Below are 15,436 nucleotides of genomic sequence, written 5' to 3'. Positions count from 1 at the left end.
GGGTAATTCAGCACACAGTATGCTGGGGACCTAGGAGGGGGGCAACTTTTATCGAGCAATCCTTACGTGCTTAGTGGCTTGGTCTAGCGATTGTTAGGTTGGTGCAGGTTGGGAACGATGGGCTGGTTGCGATACGGGCTGTTGATTTAATAGCAATTTGAATTTTAATGCGGAGGTAGCATCCTTAAATTGCCCTGTAGCGGAGGTTATGTTCCCTTGCTCACGCGGCGGGTTAATATTTCAACAGCCCGTCACGCAGCGGGTTACTATTTCGACAGCCCGGATAGCAGCGGGGCCACCTGTTCCAGGAATAATTCTAAAAAATCTGTCGTGGGGGAGCCGCCTGCCTCCGTAGCAGGGGGACCCGCAATCTGCAATTTGTACAGGCGATCGGTCATCCAGTACCGAGGTTGTTCGGCCGCCTGCCAGGGGCCACCGTCAGACCACCCATATAAAACCTCTAGGGAGGGTTGGAGGTCCACTTTCGAAAGCATGGTCAATCCCCACAGGGCGTGGTTCTGCTTGTTGGTTGTAATGCTGACACTCTGTCGCTCTCCCTCCGCTTCCACGCCCTGCCCCGAGTAGCAAATCTCGGGTGTGTGCACGGCGATGGGACCGCGGGGACCCATCAGAACCGCTACCGTGACTTGGTCACCCGTTTCGGAATTGCGGTAAATGCGGTTGGCATAACCGTAGCAACGCAACAATTGTTGGGCGTTAGGCTCCAATTCTCGATCTTCCACCAGCATCCAAGTCCCGAGTTGTGCGGGGATGCGGTCCAGCTGGCTGGCCGCGGCCTGCAAATCGGGTTGATTGGCCCAACGACCATCCAGCCAACCATAGGCAAAGCTGGAGGCAATGGTGAGACCGATGCATAGTACGGTGGCCAGCAAAAATTGGAATGGAATTTTTTGAAACATCGTGATTAGAGCGTCTCCGAAAATCGATTTTTGAGCTCTGCTAACAGCTTGAGATCGCTAGAGGAAAGGGATTGTTCGTCAATGGTTTGCAGGTCCATTTTTTTCCAAGCCGCTTTGGCCGCTTCGAGATCCTTTTGTGCCAGAGCAACTTGAGCCAAGTGCATTTGGAAATGTGAGTCTGCGGAGTGACGCGTCGCTTCGGTTAGTGCTTTGCGAGCTTCGTCATAACGTTTGAGCCGATAGAGCACGGTTCCTAAAGTGTCGAGGAGTTCAGGCATCCGTCCCTGCAATTCGATCGCGCGTTCGATATGCGCTAACGCTTGGGCTTGGCTCATGGGGATTTCGGACATGGCCATGGCGAGGTTGTTAAGTGTCCGCACTCGTCCGGGTGCCAATTCTTCGCCTTGTTGGAACCAAGCCACCGCCTCTTCGAAACGCTCTTGGGTTAAACGCAGCGTGCCCATGGCCTCTGCAAAGCCGGCCGAATCGGCATAATCTACGGCCGCTCGTTGTAGGAGCTGCTCGGTTTCGGCCGGCAGTGTCGCCTTCCCGATCAGCATAGCCACTTCGGGAATTAATGTCGCTGTTTGGGCAGAGGGACTTCGCTGGTAACCTTCGATACTTAGCTTTACGGCACGGTCGATCTGATCCGCTTGGACGAGACCGATGACTAGTATTTGATACTTGTCTGGATCGGTCGCGTAGATTTTCTCAAACCAAACCAGCGCCTGCTTCTTCAAGTCCATTTCAGCTAAGGTGCGGCCGGCCAGCTCCATGGCGCGGAGCTCTTCGGGAGAGCCTGGGCTGCCTGCTGCAGCCACCCATTCGCCAACCACCGTTTGCAGTTGCTCGGGAGCATTGCTGGCGAGCGTAAGCCTGGTTCGCAATTGCAGCGAGGCGAGCGAACTACTGGTCAAAGACTCTAGTTTGGCGAGCGTTTGGGTTGCTTCACTGAGCAATTGTTCGGCAGCCGGATCTCGTCCGGCAGTGCGTTCTTGCTCGCTGGCTTTCAATAGCCAATCGGTGTATCGGGCTGCATCAAGTGCGCTAGGCTCAGCACTGTTCAACAACTGGGAGTAGAGCGATTGGACTTGGGCAAGACTCTTGGCAGCAGCTTGAGTCTTATGCTCGGTGGTTTCGGTTTGCCATTGTTTGCCATAATGGTTGGCCAGCAGACGCCTGGCATCCAATGCTTCGGGATTGTTGGTCGTCGACAAATCGGTCAGGGTTTGGATCGATTTTTGCTTACGTGCTTCATCTCCTTGGGAAAGGTCGATCATTGCCCGCAATAGATGGGAACGAATCGAACTGCTTTGATCGCTCGTCGAAAGGAGTTTGTCGATCTCGGCTAAGGAGGGCGCGTCGCCGGCCGTTTCTCCGAAGGCCAGTTGCAGGGCCAGCTGTTCCCGCAGTTGCGAATTGGCTGGATCCAGGCTCTGTGCCTTGCGCAGGGCGGCGAGGCTGCCTGTTCGATCACCGATACGCGAGAAGACCTCCGATAGTACCATTTGGGACTCTGAGGAATTGGGCCGCATGGCAATGGCTTTCTCAACCCGATCGCGAGCCTTGTCCAGTTGGTTGAGTTGTAGATAACCGCGGCTAGCAGCCAGCAGCTTGGCGGCATCGGGAAGCGTTGATTGCTCGAGCAATGCAAGTTCCTCCTCTGCTTTTTTGGGCCCCCCAGCAGCCAACTGGTACTTGAATCGGGCATCCCAGACTCGCAGGTCTTTGCCTTGAGAAACCTGGTTCGCCCGTTCCAGAGCAGCCCAGCCTTGGTCCATGGCGGTCTGTTTTTGCTCCGCCGATATTCCCGGTTCACGGCTGGCGGCTAGTTGCGTTTGCGCAACCAACAACCAACTCGAAAGCTCGCCGGGGCGTTGTTCGGAAAGTTGTTTAGCCACTTCGGTAGCTTGGCTGAAGTCGCCTCGTCTTTCTGCTAGGGTGATCGCCATGGCAGACATCGGAGCAGCAGACTGTACCGTACTGCTACTAATGCGGCTCATCTCCTGCTCTGCTTCATCCAGGCGGTTGCGGGAGATTAACTCACGGACCAACACCATGGTTGTACTTACTTGGCGATCGCCATCACGGATAGCGCGTTGCAGCAAACGAATGGCTTCGTCGGTAGCACCCTGTTGAGCTGCGATCTGTCCACCCAAGGCGGCCGCCTTTCCCCATCGAGGACGGCGCGCATCGATCTCGTTGAACAACCGGCGTGCATCGGCCAGAGAACGTTCGCGCTCATTGGGTCGGCTCTGAGCTTTACCCAGCAGTTGTTGAGCCGCCAAGTATCTCCAGTGAGTTCCTTCCGGCCCCTCCTGATCCTTCAAGACTTGAGTCCAACGCGCGATATCCGTTTCGAGTTTGGCTTGGTCGACCTCAGCCACGGAGCGTAGGGAATTGCCGATGGATGCCAAGCTCATCAGAGCGCTTGTATCCAATTCTGATGCGGTGACCGACTGGAGTAGAGCATAGGCATCTTGGGGACGATTGGCGCGGAGTGCAAAGTCGGCTCCAGCCTTGGCCAATCGCAGTTGTTGTGTGGGATTGGCTGCCATGGTCTCTCGGATGGTCGCGAGTGCCGCATCAAGGTTTTCCTGGGCAGCCAACAAACTGGCTTGAGCCATCCCTAGGTTCGCTTGGTCGACGGCTGAACCGGTTGCCTTGGCTTGGGTGCTGAGTCGCTCAAGCGCCGATCCCGCAGCTGCCTCGCGACCGGCTCGCGTCATGCTTGAAACCAACAAGACCTGCAGCTCGGCGGCGGTAGGGTATTTTTGGGCTATTTCTTCCAAGCGATTTAGACGCTCGGTTTCTACTTCTTCAGGAGTTTCTGCGTTGGTGGGAAGGTAGCTCAGTTCGAGCAATTCTAGCTGCCAGGGAGTTGCTTGGGCTTGGGCCTCGCTAGGCAATTGATTGAAGCGTTGGCGAGCCAATTCGATTGCGTTCTTAATCGCTGCGGAGTCCGCCTGCCCTTCAGGCTTGGCGCCCTCGGCAAACACGGTCAGCCGCGCCATTTCCAGGGCCGATTCGTAGGAACCATTGTCGACCGCAGACAATTGGTTGGTTGCTCGCTCCGTGGCTCCCATGTTTTTCCAGGCGGTGGCTGCGGCCAAGCGGAGGCCTGGCTCGTTGGGAGAGATGCTCACGCAGCGGTCCAGCACCTGCCCGGCCATATCCCACAGTTGTTGCCGTTCATAGCAGCTTGCCAAAAAGACACCGGCTCGCACTCGTTTTTCGTCGTCGAGTAGGAGAGGGGTGTTGAATGCCTTATGTGCTAGCTGCGCAGCGGATTGAGGATCACCGCTTTCAAGGGCCAGCTGCGCGCTCAGCAATAGGTGGTTCCATTGGGCTTCTTCCAGCCGGTCACGGATAGTTCGCTTAGAAGCCGTCGTTAAGCGCGAGCCAAAGGTGCCGTCAAGCCGATCGAGCTGGGATTCGACGAGTTGTTCGAATTTTTGAATCCATTCCCGAGCTGGTTCGAGTTGGCGCTGGGATGTGTAGCCGGACGCCAGGGCGCTGGACAGTTCAAGACTCTCGGGGAGTTTTTCGATTCCCTCAAGCCATCGCTTGAGGGCGGTTTCGATTCCTTCCGAATTTAGCAGCGACAAGCCTGAGCTGTAATAAGCCGTTTCGCGTTGCTGAGGGTTTGCTGAATCGGAATCTACCGCCAATAGCTGCGAATAGATCTCGTCAGCACGTGCGAAGTTGCCTGCCGCCAGCATGACCCGGGCGCCTTCCAAGGCGATCTGCCAATCCCAGTAGGGTTGGTAGCTATCTTCTCCCGCTGGAGTGAGTGGGGCTCCGGTACTGAGGGCCGCCAAGGCTGCTTCGCCGGTTACGTCTTGTTTGGCAGCAGTGTCGGAATCGGCTTGAGCCTGAACCTCTGCGTGATGCTGGGTCAAGCGTTCCAAGGCTGGATTCACTCCGAGCTCCAATAAAGCCTCAGCCGCCGCTCGGTTGGTCTCAAGAGTGCTGGCGTACACGATGACTTGAGAGCGACCATCGTCCAAATTCTGGCTAAGTCTCTCAAGCGTGCGGGTCGCGAACGCAGAAATCTCGGCCTCGTCGGCCGTATGCCCGAATGCCTCAAAGTACTTCGGGATTTCCTGGCTGGCGGCTAGGTAGCTGGCAGCTAGGTCGACGTTGTCCGGATTGAGTTCCAGAGCCAGTTGGAGGACGTCTCCGGCGGGTTGGGAAGCCAGCCATTGCCAGTACTGTTGTTGTCGATCGAATTCGGTGGGATCACGCTTTTGATACTCGGAATTGCTGCGTTGCAACATCAGGGACTGAGCCAGCCACCGAGTCGCTTGCGGGTCTCCCTCGGGGGGGGACAAGACAAGGACTTGCTTCTCGATTTCTTGTGCCCACTGTGGCCCCAACTGAATCAATCGTTGGATCAATTTTTGCCGCAAGAGATCGCGCTGCGTGTCGAGCGTGCCCAGTTCACCACTGGCGGCCAAGGCGACTGACAAGCGACGACGCGCATTGTCGAGATCGGCGGGAGTGGAGACCGATGCGTCGACGGCCAGGGCCAAATCGATCAGGGCCAAGGTGTCATGCGGAGCCAACCCTATATACCGCGTTAGCCACTGAATCTGTTGTTCGGTATCGCCCTCCACTTCGGCGGCGGCGGCGCGTTGGAGCAAGCCCGCCGTGATCCGGGTCGATTGCCAGTAGTAGAGGCCGCCACCGATCGCGATGGCTGCCACCAATCCGATTACTGATTGGATCAACAGAGGAATATTCCACTCCCAGCGAACGCGTCGATCGGGGCGTGGATGCGCTTCAAATCCGGTCGACAGTCGTGCTGCAGCTGATCCGGTCGTTGTTTCCCGAGTTGCGGGACTGTTGTTGTCTAGGCTGGGTGAGGGCATCTTGCTAGCAGCATGGGGAAAAGAGCCGGGGGGCACGGACATCTATATTAAAGCGAATTCAAGCTGGAGATGTATCCAAAGAATTTGCTTCTTTTGTCTTGGCGGGAATTGTCTTAGGGGGGGCGGTGCGCGCTGAAGGAGTGCCCCCCACTATGCTGGCTGACAGTGTGGCACAGCATTTACTACGCCAAGCGGATTCAGGAGCCTATCGGTATGGGCAATTCAGTGATGAATTAATGGGGGGGCGGCAGGTTGGCAGTCGTGTAATGGTAGTCGCCGTAGCGGTATGCATAGTCGCTTGACGGAACTCCGCTGAAGACGACGCCTATCACATTTGTACCACTGGCCAGCAGGCGATTTTGGGTGCGTTTGACGTGGTCGGTGCGACTGATATCACGCATCGCGCACAGCAGGGTTGCATCACAGGCTGAGGTGGCTGCGAGCGTCTCGGACGCGGGGAGGACTGGGGCGGTGTCCACCACAATATAGCGGTATTCCGATTCCAGATCCGCGAACAATTTTTCCATTTTGCTTTTGGTCAACAAATTGTGGGGATTGGCATGCAAGCGTCCGGCCGGGATGACATGCACTAGATCTCCCAAGCTCTTATCAATACAGTCGGAAAGCTTGCTCTGTCCGCCCAGCAGTTTGCACAATCCGGGCTCGTTGGGCAGGCCAAACAGATCGTGTTGGTCGGGACTGCGAAGATCGGCATCGATCAGCAACACCGTCGTTTGACTCGTTTTAGCGAGGGAGATCGCGAGTTGCGAGGCAACGCTACTCTTCCCTTCCGAGGACATCGCGCTGGTGACCGCAATGGTTCGCGCCCCTTCCAATTTGAACAGGAGGTTGGCTCGCAGTGCGTCAATACTCTCCTCAAACAATCGGTGTCCTTGAGTGGAACGGGCACCTCCGGGAATTCTGGCGATTTCACCCAATACTGGAGCGAGATTCTGGGCTTCGATGCCGCCGACGTGGGTCAGCCGCTTCATGCGGAATTCCAGCAATAGGGCGAGGGCAAAGGGGAGGAGGAAGGCGGCGCCGCCAGCCATGATCACCTTTTTGAACGGAATCTCTTCGATGGGCCAGGAGGGGACTTTGGCGGCAGCCATCGTGCTTACGCTGCTGCCTCTGCCGCGCTCAGTGCGAAGGGTTGCCAAGCGATTGTTCAATTGGCTCAGGATTTCGGCAGCTTGCTCGTAATCTTCGCGAGCAAAAAATATTTCTGCAGTCTCCCCCCCTTGCTTCTCCAGTCGAGATTTTTCGACTTCGTACTCCTTCTGCAAGGCTGCCTGTCTGATATCCAGTTCGTCCAGCTGCAATTGGAATTCTTCGATCTGCTCCGCTCGCTTCAGAGCTTCACGCTCTGCGACTAAGCCTTGAAGCGTACTGATCACTTGCGGCCGAGCGGCTACTTCGGCGTTCCTAATATCTTCTTCTAAACGGGGCACATCTTCCTTGAGACGAGCGTAACGGTCGGCAAAAAGTTCCTGCCGCTCTTCGCGCTCAATGTTGCGAATCTTGGTTTTTACATCCTCAAGGGCTAACTTCGCCTTTTGAACTTGCGAATCTTCCGCAACGAGATAATCGATATCACGCGGGTTTAGCGGAGGTAGTTTCTCCTCGGAAGGATTGTCTGCCTGACTTTGCAGGGCGTTGATGCGTCCCCGCGTGACCGTCTTTTCTGCTTCGATGTTTGAGAGTTCGCTACGCACTTGCACCATCTGGGAGGCATCGCGTTCGCGAGGACTAGACTCTTTAAAGGGATCATAGCCGTTGGCCGATTTGGTCAATTCCGCCAAGTTGGCACGCAAGCTCTCTACATTTCGCTTCCACTGTTCGATCGGCTGAACCAGCCAGGCTTCAACGTTGCCCATCCGCTCGTCATCGAAACGGCGGCGAACCTGGAGATAGGATTCCGCCACTGCATTGCACACGGCGGCTGCCATCACCTTGTCGGTATCGCGGTAGGAGATGGTCAGTAAATTGTCGGTGCCCGCATTTCCAATCGATAACCGCTTGCGAATCTGCCGCTCGGCGGTGAGGGGATTGGAAAGACTCGGGGCTTTCTTAAGTGCCGGATCGGCTAAAACGGGATCGAGAACCAACGCATTGGTGATCAGCTGCCGTTCGCTGCGGGCTAGGTCTCGCGAGGTGTTGTGCAGGCTTTGAGCCAGTACATAGTCGCGATTGGCCTCCATGATGTGCGTGGCTTCGAATTCAGGCACAAATTGAGACCAAACTGCCAATCCAGCCGCGGAGGCGAAGAGGAAGCCCATCGGCAGCACCCAGCCCCAGTGTTTGCGAAAAGCAATCCACAACAACCAGGGATCAAACGCTGGCGGAGACGCATTCTTAGCGGTGGCAGGATTTTGCATGGTTGGCTCGGTCGGTAGTTGACTTAAAACTCAAAGAAATCCCAGCGAACGTAATTTCAAGTTACTGTCCGCCCATTGTAGTGGCAAGCGCGTAAAATGCCCGTTCTGCAACGAAAATTCCAGCGGATTTACTGGATCGATAGTTGCTTTTGAAGCATTGGGATGGTTACAGGGCGGTAGAGGTGTTCCCAGTACTGTTTCACCCCGAACAGACAGGTCGCACCAGCCACGATCATGGCGATTCCCAGGAAATCGTGGATGTGGTGCGCCAGAGCGGGGGGGAACCACTGGTAGGCTAAACCGGTCCCAGTGACCCTTAATACATTTACGAAAATGGCGATGGGAAGGCAACTCACCAGAATCACCACTCGGTCGATCCATGATCGATCCGAAAGCACGGCAAAGAAGTAGCCGAGGGCAGCCATGCCCATGAAAATCCGCAAGCCCGAGCACGCTTCTTCGACCATGAGCTGTTGCTCGCCGAGCCAAATCGTGTTGCCCTCCGGTACGGCGGTGAACCCCATCGTTTGCAAGACGCCTGTGCTTAGCACCGTTGCGAGCCCTTGTAGCTTGAAGCTCAATAGCGATTCGGCCCGGAATGGCATGGGGGTCAGTAGGGCTAAGAACACGATGGCCGGAAGCGCCCACCAGCAGAGCCGGCGGCCTGCGAATAGCCAGACTAATCCAGCAACCCAGGGGACCAGTGTCCAACCATCTAGGAAATCCATGTAAGCCAATCTACCCAAAACCCGCAGTCCAATCGCTACCAGCAGTAGCAGCAGGCCTCCCCAGCCGATCTTGATCAGGCTGCGGTGCGGCATGGAGTCGCGGCGGAGATAAAGCATGGCCAGTGCCAGTGGAATAACCAAGTAACCGTGCGAATAATCGGGCTCGTTCCGCCACTGGTCCTCCATCCAGACGAAGGTCGGCCAGTAGGCCCACAGCGTCAGGATGGTTAACAGTGCTGCCACTATTGACCAGGCCTGTGTAGAGACACGGGCGTTCTGAGCGGCCGGCTTGGGGGCTTTGGCTGGCTTCACAGGCTCTGCTGCCTTGATGGCTTGAGCTGCCAGGGCGACTTTGCGTTTGTTGCCGCTACGTTTCTTTTTCGACACGGATTTAACTACCCTTGGTGGGATTTCGAGGCAGGCTAATAACTCCAGAGTGCGCGCACTTCGTTCCTCTGGGTGGAATTGTTTGTCCATATTAGTTGCCAATTGTGCACGCCTGAGCTAGTTTCATTGACTAAGACCTGTCAGTCAAGAGATTGGTTTGTTAATTGGATTACCCAGTAAGAGTGGGTTTTTTAGTCAAGGATCTGGTTGAATGCTACCTAAACTTCGTATTTTGAAGGATGTGGAGGATCAACCATCCTTGCCGCCACTTAGCGGGACTATCTCGTCCATTGGTGAGCCGGTGGGGGGGAGTGCGGCACGCTCCAGCGGGCCATGTGGATGGAAGGTCAGCTATCGCAGCTCCGCAATAAATAAAGTTTGCCAACCCCTACATTCGTTTGCATTGGTAGGGTCGGCCCCGTTTTGCGACATTAGACTCGATGGGAAAGGGATTCCCTGGGTTGCCTACTTTCTGTTTCGAACCGAAAACTCGGTTGAGGTGTGGCCCCTCGCCCAGTTTCCCAAGGCCTACTGCGGCTGCTTGCTGAGTGGCACTCAGATGGAGTGTTTGGGAGGGAAAATCAAAATCCAGTTCGAGGCTCCAAGCAAGCCTTGGAAGCAGCCGAAAGTCTGGCCGGTCATCGATTTCGAGTTCCTGGATAAGCGGATTAGCGTCTTTGTCAACGCGGTGGTTTCCACGGTCGGAGCTGGTTTTCCCAGCTCTTTACGCTTGCCTGGGACTCAGTTGTCCGATGCCCAGTTGATCCTCGTGTGGCATGACGATCAATTGAGCGTTACGTTGATTCCCAATCGGGGTAGCCGGGCGACCCTGCAAGTTGCGAATTTGCCAATGGGCGAGGAGATCAAGTTTAGAGACGTCCGACTCGCCTTTATCGGTGTTCGGGCTCCACGCATGGTGCGCGGCGACTCTCCCTTGGTTCTGCCGCAGTCGCTGACGCTCGAAACTTCGGCCGGAGAGTTGGTGCAGCAGCAGCGGTGCGAGTTGCTATCGGAGCGGATTCGCGATGAATTTCAAGATCGGCGCGTTCGCTCGCTGCGGACTCGCTGGGGCATAGCGACGTTTTGTGCTCTAGTGGCCGTCGCCTTTGGCACTGTTTTTGCGTGGCAGTTGTTCCATGGGGTCGGTCCCTACCTTTTTCCGAGTTGATGCCAGCACAGACGCCTGGTTCGCCGCGTTGGTCGCCAATCGAAAGTACCCTAGTTTTTCCGTTCGAAACCTCCATTCGAGGTGTTTTAAAGCTGCTCGCAAATCGTCCCGCATAGTTCGCCAAAGCGCATCATTTTGAGAATTTGTTCTCAAAATGAGACGCGATTCTTTTAGCCTTACCTATTCATACCCTGGCTACGGAAGTTTCTAGACTTCTGGTTTGTCATCGCGCGTCGATGCATATCTTTGGTTGCGAGCCGCTGAAGTGGTTCTGTAGGCCCTTGATTGGCGGTTTTCCGCCAAACATGCCCCCCGGTAGCTGGTCAGCATGGTACAGCAATTGCACATGAACTAGAGTTGAGTTATCGCAGTCAAAAATGCTTTCCCAAAGGCTCTTTTCTGCCGATAGCCTATTGTCGTGCAGGCTCCGAACTGATGCGTCGAATGCGCAGAGTCACCTGAAGCGACCAAGCCTGTCGGAAGGGGCGAAACGATGAACTTCACTAACGAACAGCACGATCAGCTTTTTGCCAGACTGGCCAGTTCGAGCCCAGGTGCATCGCGTGAGCGTGTGGTCCTCGAAGCGCTGCAAGCGGGTGTGTCGGTAGTGCTTATTACCGAGATGTTGGACCGCCTGGAAGCGTGTAGCCAAACCGCAGCAGCCAAGGACGTGAGAGCCCCCCACGTGGCTAAATCCAGCACGCGCTGGGGCTTGTCCGCATTCATAGGCAAGGTGCATTGGTAGCCCTCGGCTGAGTTGCCTTTATCTGCAGCTTGTCCTAATCGTACCCACTGCGAGAGCAAGCAATGACTGTTCCTGCTTTGGTCCCTGCTCTCAAATCGTAACCCGCTTAGGCTGTGAATTTTTAGCCAAGTGGTTTGCAAATTAATTTTGGGCGCTACAACTATAGCATGAATACTCAAAAACCATCGCAGCTTGCTCGTGTTTCCCGCCCCCATCGTATTCAAGTGGAAATGCACATGCTTTCACTTGAAGATATGCTTCCGCGCGACCATCGTGCTCGCATTGTCTGGTCGTTTGTCAAAACGTTGGACCTAGAACCTCTGTATGAAAAGATCGTTGTCACCAAGAGCACCGTTGGTCGCAATAGTATTGCGCCGGAGATACTGGTTTCACTGTGGCTTCTGGCAACCTTGGATGGCATCGGCACAGCCCGAGAACTTGGTCGCCGATGCGAGACGGACATAGCCTATTTATGGACGCTCGGAAATGTCACGGTCAATTATCACACGTTGAGCGACTTTCGAGTGGAGAACGGAGCATTCTTGGAGAAGACGCTCGTTGACACGGTTGCCTCGTTGGTCGCCCAAGGTCTGGTGCCCCTGGAGACCATTGCCCAAGACGGAATGCGCGTTCGGGCTAGTGCAGGCAGTAGTTCGTTTCGCCGCAAGCCGACGCTTGAGTCATTGCAGCAGCAGGCTCAGGCTCACGTAGATAGATTGAAGAAAGAATCCGAGAACGAATGCGATCGTTCCGATGGAGACGCACGTCGCCAAGCGGCAGTCGAACGAGCATCGCGTGAGCGTCAAGAGCGATTAGATGAGGCTTTGCGACAGTTTGAGGAGCTTAGTAAGCAGCGCGAGTCTCGGAGAAAAGGTGACGGCGAAAAGACTCGCGTGAGCACTACGGACCCTGACGCCCGTAATATGAAGATGGCCAATGGTGGCTTCGATCCGGCCTTCAACGTCCAGTTCGCAACCGATGCTGACTCGCGAGTAATAGTCGCTGTCGATGTTATCAACTCGGGAACTGACAGTGGCCAAATGGCACCAATGCACGAGAAAGTGTGCTCAACTTACGACAAGACACCAAAGGCGCAATTGGTCGATTCCGCTTACGCAACCAAGGGCGATGTTAAGACCGTGGAGTCTAAAGGGACCGAAGTCGTCTCCACGATCCCCCGTGGATCGGTATTGGAAAGCAAAGGCAAAGATCCTCACGCGCAGCAACCTGGCGAAAGCGACGAATACACAGCGTTTCGCGCGAGAATGGCCAAAGAGGAATACAAAGAGCTTTACAAGACGCGCCCGTCGGTTGCCGAGTTTCCCAATGCGGACTGCCGCAATCGGAACCTTCGGCAATTCAAAGTTCGAGGACTGGTGAAGGTCAAAGCGGTAGCGTTATGGCATGCCGTGGCCTTTAACTTCACACGCATGGTAAACCTGGGGGCCTTGGCAATCTAAGCAGTTGCAAGGCAACCGCTTGGTTGAGAAATAACACAACTCGAAGAGATGAGCATGATGGACACGAGCTAACTTGCTGGCCAACAATCCGACCCAGTAAGACTTTCAGCCGCCAATTCGAAAAAATTTCGTGGTTGGAATACCCAAAGAGTCCGTTGGTGAAAAAACTTCACAGCCTAGCTGCGTGAGCAAGGATGGGTGTTCCCGCTGCCGAGCGGTTGAGGGTGCTACCTTTGCAGTAGGGGCCGAAAGCTCCCTTGGTTCGATGTTCAACAGGCAGCTAGCGTTGGGTACTCCGCGATTCACCGTGGGTATTCCTGGGCAGCTGAAGGTTGCATCTAGAAACGGGGGAAGGATAACCGCGAAAGACGCAAAATACGCGAAAGTGGATGGGGTCGAATGCTACTGCTCGAACGACGCTGCCCTCTCTTCCTTTCGTGTCTTTCGCATATTTCGCGGTTGTAACTCTTATTCTGCCGAGGGCTAGTGTCGGTGCCTCTTGGGAGTATTGCAGGCTTGGCGTTCCGAGGCTCAGACACGACTTCGTCGGGCAGCCTGGGTGCCGCAGTAAGCACACCCATCGCACCCCTCCTGCGAGTGCAAGGAATGAGTGTTCCTGCTTTGGTCCCTGCTCTCAAATCGTAACCCGCTGCGTGAGCAAGGCTGGGTGTTCCTGCTGCCGAGTGATTTAGGGTACTACCGTCGCAGTCGGGCTAAAATGCCCTTGGTTCGACGTTCAAACAGGCAGCTAGCGTTGGGGGCTCCGTGATTCACCGTGAGATATTCCTGGGCAGCTGAATCGTGGTTTCTAGAAACGGGGGGAGGATAACCGCGAAAGACGCTGGATACGCGAAAGTGGATGCGGACAAGTGCTGCCGCAGGAACGCCCCTGCCCTCTCTTTCTGTCGCGTCTTTCGCATATTTCGCGGTTGTAATTCTTCACAGCATCGTCTGCTGTCGGGTCGGACAATCCGTGGTTGCAAGAGCCGATCCATCTGCGAGTTGCAGACTTGCGGTCGTCGCAACCCCTTGGCTCCACGTTCGATAACGGTCATGTCACGCGGGGAGATCTTAGGTATAAAGACCACTGCTTTACATTGCACTACAACACGCTTTTAGGATCAAAAGCATATGGCCAGTGGTCTTCTAATGTTGCTCGACGACATTGCTACCATTCTCGATGATATCGCTCTGTTGACGAAAGTCGCCGCCAAGAAGACAGCCGGAGTGTTGGGAGATGATCTCGCGCTCAATGCGCAGCAGGTGACGGGAGTCGACGCGAGTCGTGAGTTGCCCGTGGTGTGGGGCGTAGCGAAAGGATCGTTGCTCAACAAATGCATCCTCGTCCCCATTGCCCTAGCTCTCAGCGCCTTGGCCCCTTGGTCCATTACTCCGCTATTGATTATCGGCGGGTTGTTCTTGTGCTTTGAGGGGTGTGAGAAACTGGCGCACAAATGCTTGCACCGCAAGGAGGATGAAGCTCACCATCAAGAGGTGCTGAACGCCCTGTCCGATCCGAATGTCGACATGGTCGCCTTGGAGAAAGGGAAGATCCGTGGAGCAATCCGAACGGATTTTATTCTCTCGGCAGAAATCGTCGTAATTACCCTAGGTACCGTGGCGGACTCCCCCTTCTACACACGCTTGGCGGTGTTGGTCGCCATCTCACTGCTGATGACCGTCGGTGTTTATGGTTTGGTGGCTGGAATCGTCAAGTTGGATGACTTGGGCGCACGGCTAATTCGCTCTCCAAATTCTTCCACAGACTCGACGTCACCTGCCAAGCTAACGCTGCAACAGCGAGTGGGATATGGCATCCTAGTCTCTGCACCCTACCTGATGAAATTCCTATCGATCGCCGGAACGACCGCCATGTTTTTGGTGGGAGGTGGGATTCTCGTCCACGGAGTTCCCGCACTGCATCATGCCGTAGAGGCAATTCTGCATCCGCTGGCGGAAATGGAATCGCTGGGGGGCTTGTTGTCTGGTTTAGTAGGCATGGTACTCAATGGACTCGTGGGGCTCGCCGGTGGAGCCGCTTGTTTGTCGGTGTTCAACCTTATCCAGTACTTTCGCAAGCCGAAGGATACTACTGCCAAGGCATCGGGGCAGTGAATAAAGATTGTCGTCTGGTCTGGAGCCGTTTGGTTGCCGGGCAAGAAAGCTGCGACAAGTCGCAGCAGTCCAAATGTGGAGTGCGATGACTTGTCGTCGCTTTGGAGTGGTGATGTGGTGGGGGTTGTTAGGCCACCGAGCGGGTGCTTGGGAGCTGCCGAGAGTTTTCTTCCGGGCTCTTTCTCACTAAGACTTACTGAGAATCAGGCGGCCAGGGGAGTCACTTTGTCTGGGCAGAATACGTTTGGGTCTGGGCAGAATACGTTTGGTTGCGGGGCAAGAAAGCTACGACGAGTCGCAGCAGTCCATATGTGGAGTGCGATGACTTGTCGTCGCTTTGGAGTGGTGATGTGGTGGGGGTTGTTAGGCCACCGAGCGGGTGCTTGGGGGCAGCTGGTAGTGTTTTTCCGGGCTTGGGAGTGCTGGGAAGCTAGAGGGCTGGGGAGTCACTTTGTCTGGTCTGCAGTCGTTTGGTTGCGGGGCAAGAAAGCTACGACGAGTCGCAGCAGTCCAAATGTGGAGTGCGATGACTTGTCGTCGCTTTGGAGTGGTGATTTGGTGGGGGGTTGTTAGGCCACCGAGCGGGTGCTTGGGGGCAGCTGGTAGTGTTCTTCCGGGCTTGGGAGTGCTGGGAGGCTAGAGGGCTGGGGAGTCGCTTGCT

General features: G+C 55.4%; 8 protein-coding genes. 4 read left to right on the top strand and 4 right to left on the bottom strand.

The genetic code is table 11. The features are described 5' to 3' along the window. Window positions 1-266: 266 nt before the first annotated feature. The 4 genes from Q31a_RS23550 to Q31a_RS23535 form a co-directional block, all read right to left on the bottom strand. Complete coding sequence (locus tag Q31a_RS23550; RefSeq protein ID WP_145083240.1) at window positions 267-920, bottom strand: exosortase-associated EpsI family protein; 654 nt, start codon at window positions 918-920, stop codon at window positions 267-269. A gap of 5 nt (window positions 921-925) precedes the next feature. Beyond that, window positions 926-5,794 carry a tetratricopeptide repeat protein gene (locus Q31a_RS23545; protein ID WP_197355568.1) on the bottom strand — a complete coding sequence of 1,623 codons (4,869 nt, stop codon included), beginning with the start codon at window positions 5,792-5,794 and terminating at the stop codon, window positions 926-928. Between the two features lie 233 nt (window positions 5,795-6,027). After that, window positions 6,028-8,172, bottom strand: a complete 2,145-nt coding sequence (locus Q31a_RS23540; RefSeq protein ID WP_145083234.1) for a polysaccharide biosynthesis tyrosine autokinase — start codon at window positions 8,170-8,172, stop codon at window positions 6,028-6,030. Between the two features lie 128 nt (window positions 8,173-8,300). After that, the gene (locus tag Q31a_RS23535; RefSeq protein WP_231690910.1) at window positions 8,301-9,287 is read right to left on the bottom strand and encodes an exosortase/archaeosortase family protein; all 987 of its coding nucleotides are present in this window, start codon (window positions 9,285-9,287) and stop codon (window positions 8,301-8,303) included. A 211-nt stretch (window positions 9,288-9,498) separates the two neighbouring features. On the opposite strand from Q31a_RS23535, the gene Q31a_RS23530 reads away from it, so the two are divergent. The 4 genes from Q31a_RS23530 to Q31a_RS23515 all read left to right on the top strand — a co-directional run bounded on the left by Q31a_RS23530 (window position 9,499) and on the right by Q31a_RS23515 (window position 14,775). Next, complete coding sequence (locus Q31a_RS23530; protein WP_145083228.1) at window positions 9,499-10,455, top strand: hypothetical protein; 957 nt, start codon at window positions 9,499-9,501, stop codon at window positions 10,453-10,455. A gap of 493 nt (window positions 10,456-10,948) precedes the next feature. Then, window positions 10,949-11,200, top strand: coding sequence for a hypothetical protein (locus Q31a_RS23525; protein ID WP_145083225.1), 252 nt, complete (start codon window positions 10,949-10,951; stop codon window positions 11,198-11,200). A gap of 167 nt (window positions 11,201-11,367) precedes the next feature. Then, window positions 11,368-12,660 (top strand): IS1182 family transposase, encoded by a 1,293-nt coding sequence (locus Q31a_RS23520; RefSeq protein ID WP_145083222.1) that lies wholly within the window; start codon window positions 11,368-11,370, stop codon window positions 12,658-12,660. 1,131 nt (window positions 12,661-13,791) lie between these two features. Continuing rightward, window positions 13,792-14,775 (top strand): DUF808 domain-containing protein, encoded by a 984-nt coding sequence (locus Q31a_RS23515; RefSeq protein ID WP_145083219.1) that lies wholly within the window; start codon window positions 13,792-13,794, stop codon window positions 14,773-14,775. The last annotated feature ends 661 nt before the right edge of the window (window positions 14,776-15,436 follow it).

Origin of the sequence: Aureliella helgolandensis (genome assembly GCF_007752135.1) — a bacterium.
GTDB lineage: Bacteria > Planctomycetota > Planctomycetia > Pirellulales > Pirellulaceae > Aureliella > Aureliella helgolandensis.
The sequence above is the reverse complement of the archived record's forward strand: the minus strand, read 5'-3'. Positions and strand labels throughout refer to the sequence as shown.